We start from the raw sequence: 15,052 nt of genomic DNA, 5'->3' as shown, positions 1-15,052 counted from the left end.
TATAATTGATTTTATTTTTTTATTTTTTTTAAATTAATTATTTTTTTTTAATGACGCGATTCTATTAAAAATAATTTTGTTTTTATATTTTTTATCTAAATAAAAATATCCTTCTCTTTCAAATTGAAAATGTTTATTTTTATTTTCTTTTAGTAAATTTTTCTCTATGAAACCATTATATATTAATAATGATTTTTTATTTAAAATAGAAAAAATATCATCAGAATTATTAATATTTTTTTTTATAAATAAAATATCATATAAATAAAAATATGCTGAAATTGAATAAGAACAAGATATCCAATGTATAATTCCTTTGATTTCTTGTTTTTTTTTAATTTTCATCCCTAATGTATCTTTATAATAATTACAATCAATATAAAGAATATTTCCATGTTTATCTTTAATAATTTTATTTGCTTTAATTACAAAAGCATATCTTAATCGTACTTTTTTACCTAAAACAAGTCTTTTATAATTTTTTTTTTTTTTTTCAGAAAAATCTAAAATATCTATATATATCTCTTTTGTAAAATAAATATTTTTATATCCCATATTTAAATTATTAGGATGATTAGGAATAGATAATTTTATTTTTTGTTCTGGAGAAAAATTACTAATAATTATTTTTAAAGGTCGTAAAATTGCCATAGTTCTAGGAACTATCTTATTCAATTTAAATTTTATACAATATTCTAAAAAAGATTTTTCAATAATATTATTTTGTTTTGTTACACCTATACGATAACAAAATTCTTTTAAAGAAGAAGGAGTATATCCTTTTTTTCTTAGTCCAGAAATAGTTAATAAACGAGGATCATTCCAATTATTTACAATTTTTTTTTTAATTAGTAAATTAATTTTTCTTTTTGAAGTAATATTATATTCTATTTGTAATTTGGAAAATTCATATTGTTTAGGATGGAATCCTATACTAATATTATTTAGTATCCAATTATATAATAATCTATTATCTTGAAATTCTAATGTACATAAAGAATGTGTAATACCTTCTATTGCATCTGAAATACAATGACTAAAATCATATGTAGGATATATACACCATTTTTTATTAGTTTGATGATGTTTTTTGAACTTAATTCTATATAATACAGGATCTCTCATTACAATTACTTTTGATTTCATATTAATTTTTGCACGTAAAGACATACTACCTTCAGGAAAATAACCTAAACGCATTTTTTCAAATAATTCTAAATTTTCTTGTTTTGAACGATTTCTATACGGACTATTTTCCCCTGGTATTAATAATGTTCCCCTATAATTTTTAATATCATTAATATTTAATTGATCAACATAAGCTAAATTTTTATTTATTAATTCTATGGCATATTTATACATTAAATTAAAATAATTTGAAGAATACTTAATTTCTTCATCCCATTTAAATCCTAACCATTTTAAATCTTTGATAATAGATTTAATATATTGAACATTTTCTGTAGAAGGATTAGTATCATCAATTCTTAAAAAACATTTTCCTTTATAATGTTTAGCTATTAAAAAGTTTAAATAAATAGATTTTATATGACCTATATGTAGATATCCATTAGGTTCAGGAGGAAATCTTGTACAAATCATATCATATTTTTTTTGTTTTATATCATTATCTATAATTCGAAAAATAAAATTATTTTTATAATAATTATACATTTTACGTTTATTCCTTTTATTAAATTTAATTTTAAATACTAATTTTTATAAATAAATTAGTTGACGTTATACTTAATTATTTACATAATATAAAAATAATTGTTGGCTACGTAGCTCAGTTTGGTTTAGAGCACAGCACTCATAACGCTGAGGTCATGGGTTCAACTCCCATCGTAGCTATAGAAATTATTTCTGCGGAAGTGGCGGAAATATTGGTAGACGCACCAGATTTAGGTTCTGGCTATTTAAAAAAGATAATACGAGTTCGAGTCTCGTCTTCCGCAAAATATGATGGGGTATAGCCAAGTGGTTAAGGCACCGGTTTTTGATACCGGCATCCCTGGTTCAAATCCAGGTACCCCAGAATAATTTAACATTATTACTTTTATTCGATTTTTTTATAAAAATAATTTTTGTAATCTGATTATGCTAAATAATAAATTATATATTAAAACTTGGGGCTGTCAAATGAATGAATATGACTCCTCAAAAATTATTGATATTATGAAAAAAGAATTAAATTGTAAAATTACTAAATCTGTCCAAGATGCTAATATTTTAATATTAAATACATGTTCTATTAGAGAAAAAGCACAAGAAAAATTATTTCATCAATTAGGAAGGTGGAAAAATTTAAAAAAAAATAATCCAGAAATTATAATTGGAGTTGGAGGTTGTGTTGCTTCTAAGGAAGGAGAAAAAATATTAAAAAGAGCATATTATATAGATATTATTTTTGGTCCTCAAACTTTTCATAGATTACCTAAAATGATATATAAAGTTCGTAAGTTCAAAAAATATTTAATTGATATAAGTTTCCCAAAAATTGAAAAATTTAAATTCTTTCCTTTAACCAAAACAAAAAATGTAAGTTCTTTTGTTACCATTATGGAAGGTTGTAATAAATATTGTACATATTGTATAGTTCCTTATACTAGAGGAAAAGAAATAAGTAGACCTTATAAAGATATAATTTTAGAAATTAAAAATTTATCATTACAAGGAGTTAAAGAAATACATTTACTTGGACAAAATGTTAATTCCTATAATTATAGAAATATTATAAAACAAGATTATTGTAATTTTACTAAATTATTAAAAATGATATCTAAAATAAAAAATATTAAAAGAATTAGATATACTACAAGTCATCCTCAAAATTTTTCTGATGATTTAATCAATATATACAAAAAAATTCCTCAACTAGTAAATTTTTTACATTTACCAGTGCAAAGTGGATCTGATCGAATTCTTTCTTTAATGAAAAGAAGATATAATGTTAATGAATACATTCAAATTATAAATAAACTTAAAAATATTAGACCTGATATTCAAATTAGCTCGGATTTTATTGTCGGTTTTCCTGGTGAAACTAAAAAAGATTTTTATGATACTATTTCATTAATTTTAGACATTGACTTAGATATGAGTTTTAGTTTTATTTATTCTGCTAGACCTGGAACTCCAGCTAGTAAAATGAAAGATAATATAAGTATAAATGAAAAAAAAGAAAGATTATATTTATTACAATATTATTTAAAACAACAAACTAAAAAATTTAGTTTAAAAATGATAAATACAATACAAATTGTATTAGTAGAAGGTATATCTACTCAAAATAATCAATATTTTGGAAAAACAGAAAATAATAGAACTGTTTTTTTTACAAACAATTACAATTGTATTGGTGAATTTGTAAATGTAAAAATTATTGATTCTTATTTATACTCTTTATACGCAAAATTTATTTCTGTTTGTAAAAATTAATTTATTTAGGATTTTATGAAATCAAATATTATTTTAAATTATTATAATTATTGTAAAAATAATAATAATTTACCAACAAAAAATGAAATTTTTTATTGGTTGAATATAATTTTTACAAAAAAAAACATTAAAAAAGTTGAAATAACTATTTCTATAGTAAAAAAAAATATTATAAAAAAACTTAATAAAAAATATTTAAAAATATCTAAACCAACTAATGTTTTATCTTTTTTATTAGAAAATAATTTTTTAAAAAAAACATTATTAGGAGATATTATTTTATGTAAAGAAATTATTGAATATGAATCTATTTTACAAAAAAAAACATTAAAATTACATTATACTCATATTATTATACATTCAGTTTTACATTTATTAAAATATAAGCATAAAAATTTTTATGAAGCAAATTTAATGGAATTAAAAGAAATTAATATACTTAAATTACTTGGATATAAAAATCCATATTTATAAAAAATTTTTAATAAAATTAAAATATATAATAATAAATTATTTTTATAAAAAATATTTTATTATTTTTTTAATAATTTTAGAAATAATAAATTCGGAAATTTTTTTATATGAAAAAAGAATATTCTCCTAAAGAAATAGAATCTTACGTTCAAAAACAATGGGATTTAAAAAATACTTTTAAAGTAACAGAAAATTATAATAAAAAAAAATTTTATTGTTTATCAATGTTACCATATCCATCTGGTAAATTACATATGGGTCATGTTCGTAACTATACTATAGGAGATGTTATTGCTAGATATCAACGTATGTTGGGTAAAAATGTTTTACATCCAATTGGATGGGATGCTTTTGGTTTGCCTGCTGAAATAGCAGCTTATAATAATAATGTTTCTCCTAAAATTTGGACTAAAAATAATATTTTATACATGAAAAAACAACTAAAATTATTAGGATTTAGTTTTGATTGGAATAGAGAAATTACAACATGTGATCCTGAATATTATCGTTGGGAACAATGGTTTTTTTTAAAATTATATAAATTAGGATTAGCATATAAAAAAAAATCTTTAATAAATTGGTGTCCTACAGATAAAACAATATTAGCTAATGAACAAGTTATAAATAATTCTTGTTGGAGATGTCATAGTTTTGTTAAAAAAAAGTGGATTAAACAATGGTTTTTAAAAATTACTTCTTATTCTGAAGAATTATTGAATTATTTAAAAAAATTAGAACATTGGCCTAATCAAGTTAAAAATATGCAAAAAAATTGGATAGGTAAAATAGAAGGAATAGAAATTTTTTTTAAAATATTTAATACTAATATTAAACTTAATGTTTTTTTAGAATTAAAATATCAATGTATAGATATTAATTTTATAAAAATTTTATATAATCATCCTATATGTGAAAAATTTATTAAAAATAAAGAAATTAAAAAATTTATTCAAAAATGTAAATTTTCATTTTCTTATGAAAAAAAATTATCTTTACCTATTAAGATAAAATGTATAAATAGTTTATTATTTGCTGAAAATATTTTTACAAAAAAAAAAATACCAATAATAATAGTAAATTACTTATCTAAAATTCATGAAATTAATGCTACTATAGGCATTCCTCAATATAATAAAATAGATTTATTATTAGCAGAAAAATGTAATATTTTAATTATAAATAAAAATAAAATATGGAATGCTGATAAAAATAATAAAGTTAATAATAAATTATTATTTAATGATTTAGTGAAAAAAAAAATAGCTTTTTATAAAAAATATTATCACTTAAAAGATTGGAGTATTTCAAGACAACGATTATGGGGAACTCCTATTCCTATTATTATAAAAAATGATGGTAATTTTATACCTTTTAAAAAAAAAGATTTACCTCTAATTTTTCCTAAAAAATTTTTTAATAAAAATATAAAAGAAAATTATAATGAAAAAATTAGAAAAAATTTAAAATGGTTTCAATATAATAAGGATGGAATAATTGGACAAATAGAAACTGATACTTTTGATACTTTTATTGAATCTTCATGGTATTACGCAAGATATACATGTCCCCATGATAATAATAATATGTTAGATAAAAAAAAAGCAAAATATTGGTTACCTATCGATCAATATATTGGTGGTATAGAACATGCAACAATGCATTTAATGTATTTTCGTTTTTTTCATAAATTAATGAGAGATATAGGATTATTAGACACAGATGAACCGGTAAAAAAATTACTATGTCAAGGAATGGTTTTAGCTGATTCTTATTATTATATAGATAAAAATAATCAATACCATTGGGTTTCATCTAAAAATGTTATTTCTAAAAAAAATAATAATACAAATATTTTTGATAAAAAAGGAAGAAAATTAATTTATAATGGTATGATAAAAATGTCTAAATCTAAAAATAATGGTATTGATCCTCAAGATATTATTCGTAAATATGGGGCTGATACTTTACGTCTTTTTATTATGTTTGCTGCTCCTCCAACTATGTCTTTAGAGTGGAAAGAATCAGGAATTAACGGAATGTTTAAATTTTTAAAAAAATTATGGAGATTTATTTATAAATATAAAAAATTAAATTATAATTATAAAAAAATTTATGAAAAATATTGTATGTTTACTAAATATAATAAAAAACAATTAATAATAAAAAATTATATAAATGATACTATCATAAAAGCAACAAATAATTTTGAAAAACATCAAATTTTTAATACAACTATATCATCTATAATGTCTTTAGTTAATAAAATTATTAAATATAAAATATCTAATAAAATAGATTATTTAATTATTTATAATGGATTATTAATAGTATTAAAAATTTTATATCCATTTACACCACATTTTTGTTTTGTATTATGGAAACATATAGAAAATAAGACTAATATAGATTATGAATCATGGCCTATAATTGAAAATATTGATGCTAAATTATTTGATACTTTTAATCTTGTAATTCAAATTAATGGTAAAAAAAAATATAATCTTACAGTTCCATTAAAATATAAAAAAAAAGAAAATAATATTCAAAAATATATTTTATTACACAACAAAATATCTAAATTTTTAAAAGATATTACAATCATAAAAACAATTTATATTCCATATAAAATATTTAATATAGTAACAAAAAAAATATAAATTTTCATTAATTTAAAAATTAATTTTTAATAAAAAATGAGTAAAATATTATTTAATACTTTTTATAAAAAAATTTATGATAAAAAATATTTTTGCTATATTATAGCTGGTGATGAATTATTTTTTATAAAAAAAAATATAAATTTATTATTATATAAATTTCTAAAATTAAAATTTGTTAAAAATAATATTATTATTGTAGATAATAATTTTGATTGGAAATATGTTTTTTTTAAATTTTCTACAAATGATTTTTTTTGTAAAAAACAAATTATACATTTAATATTTTTAAATAAAAATATATTTATTAAATATATAAAAAATTTAATATTTTTAATAAATTTAACAAATAACAATAATATATTAATTATAGAAATTCATAATAATATAAATTTATATACAGAAAAAATAATAAGGAATATTATAAATAATAAATTTTCTATTTTTATAAAATGTAATAAGTTAACTAATATAAAATTAGTTAATTGGATTAATTATTGTTTTCAAAAATTTAATTTACCTATTAATAAAAATATTTGTAATTTATTAAAAAATTATTTTTCTGATAATTTAATTTTACTAAATCAAGTTATAAAAAATATTTCTTTACAAAAAAAAAATAATAATTATTCTTCTTTATTAATTATATTAAATAATATTAGTAATTTTATTTTTCTAAAAGAAAGTAATTTAATTAATTCTCTTTTAAAAGGAGATATAGAAAATAGTATTAATATAATTAAATATATGAGATATACTCAACAAAATCCATTTTTAATATTACATCAATTACAAAAAAATATTTTTTTAATTTTAAAAATATATAGAAATTTAAAAAAATATTCTTTAAATACAATTTTTAAACAAAATAAAATAATTTCTATAAAAAAAATTGTTTTTTTTAAAACATCATTAAAAAAATTAAATTATAAAAAATTATATTTAATAATTCAATTATTATTAGAAATTGAAATAAATATTAAAAGTTTTATAATAAATAATTATATAGAAAAATATTTTTGGATTGATTTAGAAAGATTAACTTTATTGTTTTCATAAAATATTTAAAATATTATAGGTTATAAATTACTAATGAATATTAATTATAATTTTTTAAAAAAAAAAGAAATAAAATCAAAAATTTTTTTACAAAGAACAAAATTTTTAATAAAAATATTTTTCATATTAATGATTATATTAATATATAATTTATATTACTTACAAATTAAATCTTATAAAAAATATAAACTACAGGCAGAATTAAATTATACTAATTTTTTTTTTTAGTACCAAACAGAGGATTAATTTATGATAGAAATGGTATAGTTTTAGCTAAAAATTTAATTTTTTATCGTTTAAAAATAAAACCCAATAATACTAATATTTTTTTTCAAAAAATTATAAATTTACAAAAAATTTTAAAATTAAAAAATAATAAATATGATATAATCAATATTATAAAAAAAAACATTAAAAATAATAACTATAAATCAATAATATTAAAATTTAATTTAAGTCAAGTACAAAAATCAAAATTTTTAGTAAATAGATATAAATTTCCTGAAATATCTTTAGTAACTTTTCAAAAACGTTTTTATCCTTATGGTAGGATATTTTCTCATGTAATAGGTTATGTTAAATTATATGATGATAAAAAAAGTATTTTTTTTAAAAACACAAATCTTATAAAAAGATACATTAAAAATCATCCAATAGGAGTTAATGGTATTGAAAAATATTATGAAAATTTATTATATGGTACTGTAGGCTATCAAAAAATTGCTACAAATAATCAAGGTAAATATAAATATAAAATTTGTAAAAAAAATGCATATACAGGAAGTGATATTTTTTTAACAATTGATTTGTTTTTACAAAGATATATTTATTCATTAATGATTAATATTAAAGGTGTTGTTATTGTTAGTAATCCCAAAAATGGTAATATTTTAGCCATGGTGTCAACACCTGGTTATGATCCTAATTTATTTATGAATAATAACAGAAATAATAATTTAAATATTTTATTAAAAAATATTAATCATCCATTAGTTAATAGAGCTATTCAAGGAATATATCCTCCTGCTTCTACTGTAAAACCATATTTATCTTTAATTGCTTTAAATTTTAATTTAATAAATGAAAATACAATTTTATTTGATCCAGGATGGTGGAAAATACCTAAAATTAATCAATTTTATAAAGATTGGAAAAAAAAAGGTCATGGTTATTTAAATATTATAAAAGCTATACAAGAATCATCTGATTCTTTTTTTTATCAATTATCCTATAATATAGGTATTAATAAAATTCATCAATGGATGACTAAATTCGGTTATGGTAAATTAACTAATATTGATTTATTTGATGAAAAAATAGGTAATATGCCAACAAAAAAATGGAAATTTAATAATATACAATTACCTTGGTATTTAGGAGATACTATTTTAGTTGGAATAGGACAAAGTTATTGGAATGCCACACCGATACAAATACATAATGCATTAACTATTTTAATAAATAATGGTATGAGTAAAGCTTTACATATTTATCAAAAACGAAAATTAAATAATATATTTTATTATTATTTACCATCTAAAGATAAAAAAATAATAGATTTACCAATAAAATATTGGGATATAGTAAAATTAGGAATGTATAATGTAGCTAATAAAAAACAAGGTACTATGTATAAATATTTTTCTTCAGCAAATTATCATATAGCTGCAAAAACAGGAACTGCTCAAGTTTTTAATTTAAAAAATATAAAAAAATGTAATGTTAAAAGCATAAAAAAAAAATTAAGAGATCATAAGCTTATAATAGCTTTTGCTCCTTTTGAAGACCCTAAAATAGCTATTACAATTATTATAGAAAATAGTAATATTTCAATAGGATATATAACAAGAAAAATTTTTGATTATATTTTTAAACATAAAGAAAAATTTTTAATTTAAATATAAATTTATTATATAATTAATCATGAAAAAAAAAATAAGTTATTTTATAAATTCTATTTTACATATAGATATTATGTTATTAGCATTAATAATATTAATTTCAATGTTAAGTATGTTTATAACATGGAGTATATCAGAAACTTATCATTATAATTTAATAAAACATAAGTTTATACAATTTATAATAGGTTTTATAATTATGATAATAGCTTCACAAATTCCTCCTCATATTTATAAAAAATATTCTTTTATATTTTATTTGTTCTCTATTATTTTATTAGTTATAGTAAATTTTTTTGGTTATACAACTAAAGGTGCAAAAAGATGGTTAAATATTAATTTTATTAAATTTCAACCTTCTGAAATATCTAAAATATCAGTTCCTTTAATAGTCACATATATTTTATATAAAAATAAATATCCTATTAATATAAAAGTATTTTTAAAAATAATTATTTTAATTTTAATACCTTCAATATTAGTTGCTAAAGAACCTGATTTAGGTACTGCTATTTTAATTAGTTTTTCTGGTCTTATTATGTTATTTCTAGCAGGATTATCTTGGAAAATTATAATAAATACTATAATTACATTTATAATATCTATTCCTTTTATATGGATGTTATTATTACATGATTATCAAAGAGAAAGAATGTTAATGTTATCAAAAAGTAATTATGATGTTTTAGGAAAAGGATATCATATTTTTCAATCTAAAATATCAATCGGTTCTGGAGGATTATTGGGTAAAGGTTTGAAAAATGCAACTCAAGCACAATTAAATTTTTTACCAGAAAAACACACTGATTTTATATTTTCTGTTTTAGCTGAAGAATTTGGTTTTATAGGAACATTATTATTTATTATATTATATATGTTATTAATAATAAGAGGAATATATTTATCATTAAATTGTAAAAATATTTTTAATAAAATGATAATTGGAGGGATAATATTAGTATTATTTTTATGTGTATTTATTAATATAAGTATGGTAAGTGGTTTATTACCAGTTGTTGGTGTTCCTTTACCATTAGTTAGTTATGGAGGTACATCTTTTGTAGTTGTTATGACTAATTTTGGTATTATTATGTCTATGTATACATATGATGTTAATAAAATACATAGAAAAATATAAAATATATGATGTTTATATAAATTAAAATTAATAGGATCATAAAAATGAAAAAAATATTTAATTTTAGTCCTGGTCCAGCTTCATTACCTTATGAAGTATTAAAAAAAGCACAAAATGAATTTACAAATTGGCATAATTTAAATATTTCTGTTATGGAAATTAGTCATCGTAATAATGAATTTATTAAATTAATGAAAGATATAAAAAATAACTTACGTGAATTAATGAATATACCATTTGAATATGAGATATTATTTTGTCAGGGAGGTGCTAGAACACAATTTTCAGCTATACCTATGAATTTACTTTATTATGATGAAACTGCTGATTATGCAAATATTGGCCATTGGTCTAATCAAGCTATAAAAGAAGCAAAAAAATATTGTAAACCTAATATAATTAATCCTGTAAGACAAAAAAATGGAATTTATTATATAAAAAAAATAGAAAATTGGAATTTAAATGATAATACAAAATATATTCATTACTGTCCTAATGAAACAATAGAAGGAATTGCAATAAATGAAGAACCTAAATTAAAAGATAAAATTGTTGTAGCGGATTTATCATCTTCTATTCTTACAAAAGAAATAAATATAAAAAATTATGGAATGATTTATGCTAGTGTACAAAAAAATATTGGTCCTGCTGGATTAACTATTATTATTATAAAAAAAGATTTAATAATAAATGATATAAAAAAAAAACGTAAAGAATTACCTTCAGTATTAGATTATCAAATTATTTTTAAATATAATTCAATGTTTAATACTCCTCCTACATTTTCTTTATATTTATCTGGATTAGTACTAAAATGGTTAAAAAAAAAAGGCGGAGTAAAATATATTAGTAAAATAAATAAAAAAAAAGCAGAATTATTATATTCTACTATAGATAGTAGTGATTTCTATATAAATAGAATATCTAATAATAATAGATCTATAACAAATGTTGTTTTTCATTTAAAAAATCCTAAAAAAGAAAATTTTTTTTTAAAAAAAGCACAAGAAAATGGATTAATGTATTTAAAAGGACATAAAATAATAGGAGGAATTAGAGCCTCAATATATAATGCTATGCCTATAGAAGGAGTTGAAAAATTAATAAATTTTATGAATGATTTTGAAAAATCATATTTATAAATGTTATGATGATTTTAATTTTAATTTAAATAATAATATATTATGAAAAATATCTTAATTTTAAAATCTATAGAAAAAATTCAAGGTTCTGTAATATTACCTGGATCAAAAAGTATTTCTAATAGAGTGTTATTATTATCTGCTTTAGCTAAAGGTAATACTAAATTAATAAATTTACTTAATAGTGATGATGTTAATTATATGTTAAAAGCATTAAAGTTGTTAGGTATTAAATTTGTACTGTCAAATAATAAAACAATATGTAAAATTATAGGAAATAATGGAATTATTAATCCACAAAAAAAATTAAAATTATATCTTGGTAATGCTGGTACAGCAATAAGACCTTTAACTGCTTTACTTTCATTAAATAAACAATGTGATATTATTTTAACTGGTGATACACGAATGAAAGAAAGACCTATTAAACATCTTGTAGATACATTAATAACTAATGGAGCTATTATAAAATATTTAGAAAATATAAATTTTCCTCCTATACATATAAAAGGAGGATTAAAAAATTTAAAAAATATAGAAATAAAAGGTTCCATATCAAGTCAATTTTTAACTTCATTACTAATAATTAGTCCTTTAATAAAAAAGGATATTTTGATTACTGTAAATAGTAATTTAGTATCAAAACCATATATTGATATAACAATAAAATTAATGAAAATTTTTGGAGTTAATGTACAAAATAACAATTATAAACATTTTAAAATTTTAGGGAAACAAAATTATATTTCTCCTGGAGAATATATTATAGAAGGAGATGCATCTTCTGCTTCATATTTTTTATCTGCAGCAGCTATTAAAGGGGGAACAGTAAAAATAAAAAATATTAATAAAAATAGTATTCAAGGAGATATACAATATTTAAATATTTTAAAAAAAATGGGTTCTATTATACATTATGGTAAAAATTATATTAGTTGTACTAAAAATACTTTAAAATCAATAAATATGGATATGAATCATATTCCAGATGTAGCTATGACAATTGCTGTTACTAGTCTGTTTGCGAAGGGTACTACAACTATTAAAAATATATATAATTGGCGTGTAAAAGAAACTGATCGCTTAAAAGCAATGTCTAATGAATTAAAAAAAACAGGAGCAAAAATTATAACAGGTAAAGATTATATTATAATTACTCCTCCTAAAAAAATAAAAAAAGTTATTATTGAAACTTATAATGATCATCGTATTGCTATGTGTTTTTCATTATTAGCACTATCAAATACTTCTGTAAGTATTATTAATCCTCAATGTATAAATAAAACATATCCAAACTTTTTTAAAGAATTAAAAAAAATTAGTTTTTATAAAAAAAATAATAAAGAAAAATAATTAAAATATCTATTAATAAAAATATTTAAAAAATTTATATAGTAGTTGCAGAAAAATACTATTAATGTTAATTTTAACATAAATTATATTATATATAATTAAATTAAATTATTTATTTTATCTCAGCCTCATATAAGGATAGTATGAGTTTTTTTCAAAATAATACTAAATATGATTTAAGTATATATTTTTAACACATATTTAAAAGTTACTAATATGAGCGAATGTTTTACTGAATTATTTCAAAAATCATTAAAAAATAAAATTATTAATTTAGGATCAATTATTACTGGTACTGTTATTTCTATTGAAAAAGATGTTGTTTTAATAGATGCTGGATTAAAATCCGAATCTTATATTCCTATTGTACAATTTAAAAATTCTCAAGGTAATCTGGAAATAAAAATAGGTGATAAAATTGATGTTGCTTTAGATTTAATAGAAGATGGATTTGGTGAAACTATTCTTTCTAGAGAAAAAGCAAAAAGACATGAAGCTTGGTTAATTTTAGAAAAAGCTAATTTAAATAATAATAATACTAAAGGTATTATAAACGGAAAAGTAAAAGGTGGTTTTACTGTAGATCTTAATGGTATTAGAGCATTTTTACCAGGTTCTTTAGTAGATATTAGACCAATTAGAGATACTTCTCATCTAGAAGGGAAAGAATTAGATTTTAAAGTTATAAAATTAGATCGTAAACGAAATAATGTTGTTATATCTAGAAAAGCAGTAATAGAATCAGAAAATAGTGCTGAAAGAAATCAATTACTTAATACTATATATGAAGGAATGAAAATAAAAGGATTAGTTAAAAATCTTACTGATTATGGAGCTTTTGTAGATTTAGGAGGAGTAGATGGATTATTACATATTACAGATATGGCATGGAAAAGGGTAAAACATCCTAGCGAAATTGTAAGTATTGGTGAAGAAATTACAATAAAAATATTAAAATTTGATAAAGAAAAAACTCGTGTTTCATTAGGATTAAAACAACTAGGAGAAGATCCTTGGATTTCTATATCTAAACGTTATCCTGAAAATAGTAAATTAATAGGACGTGTAACTAATTTAACAGATTATGGTTGTTTTGTTGAAATTATAGAAGGAGTAGAAGGATTAGTACATGTATCAGAAATGGATTGGACAAATAAAAATATACATCCTACTAAAGTAGTATCTGTTAACGATAAAGTAGAAGTTATGGTATTAGATATTGATGAAGAAAGAAGAAGAATATCTTTAGGAATTAAACAGTGTACTTTAAATCCATGGTTAGAATTTTCAAAAAATTATAAAAAAGGAGATCGTGTAGAAGGAAAAATTAAATCAATAACAGATTTTGGTCTTTTTATTGGTTTAATTGGTGGTATAGATGGTTTAGTCCATTTATCTGATTTATCTTGGATAAAAAAAGGCGAAGATGAAGTTCATAAATATAAGAAAAAAGATAATATTACAACTATAGTTTTACAAGTAGATCCAGAAAGAGAAAGAATTTCTTTAGGAATTAAACAATTAACAGAAGATCCATTAAATTATTATTTAAAAGAACAGAAGAAAAATAATAAAATTAAAGGTATTATTACTAATAAAGATATTAAAAATATAAAATTAAAATTAAATAATGGTATATTAGGTAATATTAAATTATCCGAATATAAAAATTATAAAATTGATAATATATTAAAAAATCTTAAAATAGGACAAAATATAGAAGGTAGTATTAATAATATTGATCGTAAAACTAGAATAGTTAATATTACTATAAATATGCAAGAACTAGAAAATAAAATCATTAAAAAGAAAAATAATAACAAAAAAAATAATAATTTTTCTAATGTAATGACAGAAGCTTTTAAAGCAGCAAAATGTGAATAATAA

The 15,052-nt window shown here is 19.2% G+C and carries 9 protein-coding genes, 3 tRNA genes and 1 pseudogene; 12 read left to right on the top strand and 1 reads right to left on the bottom strand.

Annotated features, from left to right (window positions below; translation table 11 throughout):
- Nucleotides 1-33: 33 nt before the first annotated feature.
- Complete coding sequence (glnS, locus tag GJT90_RS01475; RefSeq protein ID WP_168920120.1) at nucleotides 34-1,674, bottom strand: glutamine--tRNA ligase; 1,641 nt, start codon at nucleotides 1,672-1,674, stop codon at nucleotides 34-36.
- Nucleotides 1,675-1,778: 104 nt separating this feature from the next.
- On the opposite strand from glnS, the gene GJT90_RS01470 reads away from it, so the two are divergent.
- The 12 genes and pseudogenes from GJT90_RS01470 (at nucleotide 1,779) to rpsA (ending at nucleotide 15,049) form a co-directional block, all read left to right on the top strand.
- A tRNA-Met gene (locus GJT90_RS01470) sits at nucleotides 1,779-1,854 on the top strand.
- 14 nt (nucleotides 1,855-1,868) lie between these two features.
- Nucleotides 1,869-1,958, top strand: a tRNA-Leu gene (locus GJT90_RS01465).
- An 8-nt stretch (nucleotides 1,959-1,966) separates the two neighbouring features.
- Nucleotides 1,967-2,038: transfer RNA gene (locus GJT90_RS01460), tRNA-Gln, on the top strand.
- Between the two features lie 62 nt (nucleotides 2,039-2,100).
- Nucleotides 2,101-3,441, top strand: a complete 1,341-nt coding sequence (gene miaB, locus GJT90_RS01455; RefSeq protein ID WP_168920119.1) for a tRNA (N6-isopentenyl adenosine(37)-C2)-methylthiotransferase MiaB — start codon at nucleotides 2,101-2,103, stop codon at nucleotides 3,439-3,441.
- A gap of 15 nt (nucleotides 3,442-3,456) precedes the next feature.
- Nucleotides 3,457-3,915 carry an rRNA maturation RNase YbeY gene (gene ybeY / locus GJT90_RS01450; protein WP_168920118.1) on the top strand — a complete coding sequence of 153 codons (459 nt, stop codon included), beginning with the start codon at nucleotides 3,457-3,459 and terminating at the stop codon, nucleotides 3,913-3,915.
- Nucleotides 3,916-4,022: 107 nt separating this feature from the next.
- Nucleotides 4,023-6,572: a leucine--tRNA ligase gene (gene leuS / locus GJT90_RS01445; protein WP_168920117.1), complete on the top strand. Its 2,550-nt coding sequence runs from the start codon at nucleotides 4,023-4,025 to the stop codon at nucleotides 6,570-6,572.
- A gap of 36 nt (nucleotides 6,573-6,608) precedes the next feature.
- Entirely contained in the window at nucleotides 6,609-7,631 is a 1,023-nt protein-coding gene (gene holA, locus GJT90_RS01440; RefSeq protein WP_168920116.1) for a DNA polymerase III subunit delta, read from the top strand.
- 236 nt (nucleotides 7,632-7,867) lie between these two features.
- Nucleotides 7,868-9,529 (top strand): annotated as a pseudogene (mrdA, locus tag GJT90_RS01435) (penicillin-binding protein 2); the annotation flags it as partial.
- Nucleotides 9,530-9,554: 25 nt separating this feature from the next.
- A complete protein-coding gene (gene rodA, locus GJT90_RS01430; protein ID WP_168920115.1) occupies nucleotides 9,555-10,670 on the top strand; it encodes a rod shape-determining protein RodA in 1,116 nt (371 codons plus the stop codon).
- A gap of 44 nt (nucleotides 10,671-10,714) precedes the next feature.
- Nucleotides 10,715-11,812 (top strand): 3-phosphoserine/phosphohydroxythreonine transaminase, encoded by a 1,098-nt coding sequence (gene serC, locus GJT90_RS01425; protein WP_168920114.1) that lies wholly within the window; start codon nucleotides 10,715-10,717, stop codon nucleotides 11,810-11,812.
- A gap of 42 nt (nucleotides 11,813-11,854) precedes the next feature.
- Nucleotides 11,855-13,165 carry a 3-phosphoshikimate 1-carboxyvinyltransferase gene (gene aroA / locus GJT90_RS01420; RefSeq protein WP_168920113.1) on the top strand — a complete coding sequence of 437 codons (1,311 nt, stop codon included), beginning with the start codon at nucleotides 11,855-11,857 and terminating at the stop codon, nucleotides 13,163-13,165.
- A gap of 216 nt (nucleotides 13,166-13,381) precedes the next feature.
- Nucleotides 13,382-15,049, top strand: a complete 1,668-nt coding sequence (rpsA, locus tag GJT90_RS01415) for a 30S ribosomal protein S1 (RefSeq protein WP_168920112.1) — start codon at nucleotides 13,382-13,384, stop codon at nucleotides 15,047-15,049.
- The last annotated feature ends 3 nt before the right edge of the window (nucleotides 15,050-15,052 follow it).

The organism is Enterobacteriaceae endosymbiont of Donacia dentata (assembly GCF_012570745.1).
Lineage (GTDB): Bacteria > Pseudomonadota > Gammaproteobacteria > Enterobacterales > Enterobacteriaceae.
The sequence above is the reverse complement of the archived record's forward strand: the minus strand, read 5'-3'. Positions and strand labels throughout refer to the sequence as shown.

Coding starts and splice junctions, on each gene's coding strand:
- glnS (WP_168920120.1), bottom strand. CDS start 1,674: ATGTATAATTATTATAAAAATAATTTTATTTTTCGAATTATAGATAAT.
- miaB (WP_168920119.1), top strand. CDS start 2,101: ATGCTAAATAATAAATTATATATTAAAACTTGGGGCTGTCAAATGAAT.
- ybeY (WP_168920118.1), top strand. CDS start 3,457: ATGAAATCAAATATTATTTTAAATTATTATAATTATTGTAAAAATAAT.
- leuS (WP_168920117.1), top strand. CDS start 4,023: ATGAAAAAAGAATATTCTCCTAAAGAAATAGAATCTTACGTTCAAAAA.
- holA (WP_168920116.1), top strand. CDS start 6,609: ATGAGTAAAATATTATTTAATACTTTTTATAAAAAAATTTATGATAAA.
- rodA (WP_168920115.1), top strand. CDS start 9,555: ATGAAAAAAAAAATAAGTTATTTTATAAATTCTATTTTACATATAGAT.
- serC (WP_168920114.1), top strand. CDS start 10,715: ATGAAAAAAATATTTAATTTTAGTCCTGGTCCAGCTTCATTACCTTAT.
- aroA (WP_168920113.1), top strand. CDS start 11,855: ATGAAAAATATCTTAATTTTAAAATCTATAGAAAAAATTCAAGGTTCT.
- rpsA (WP_168920112.1), top strand. CDS start 13,382: ATGAGCGAATGTTTTACTGAATTATTTCAAAAATCATTAAAAAATAAA.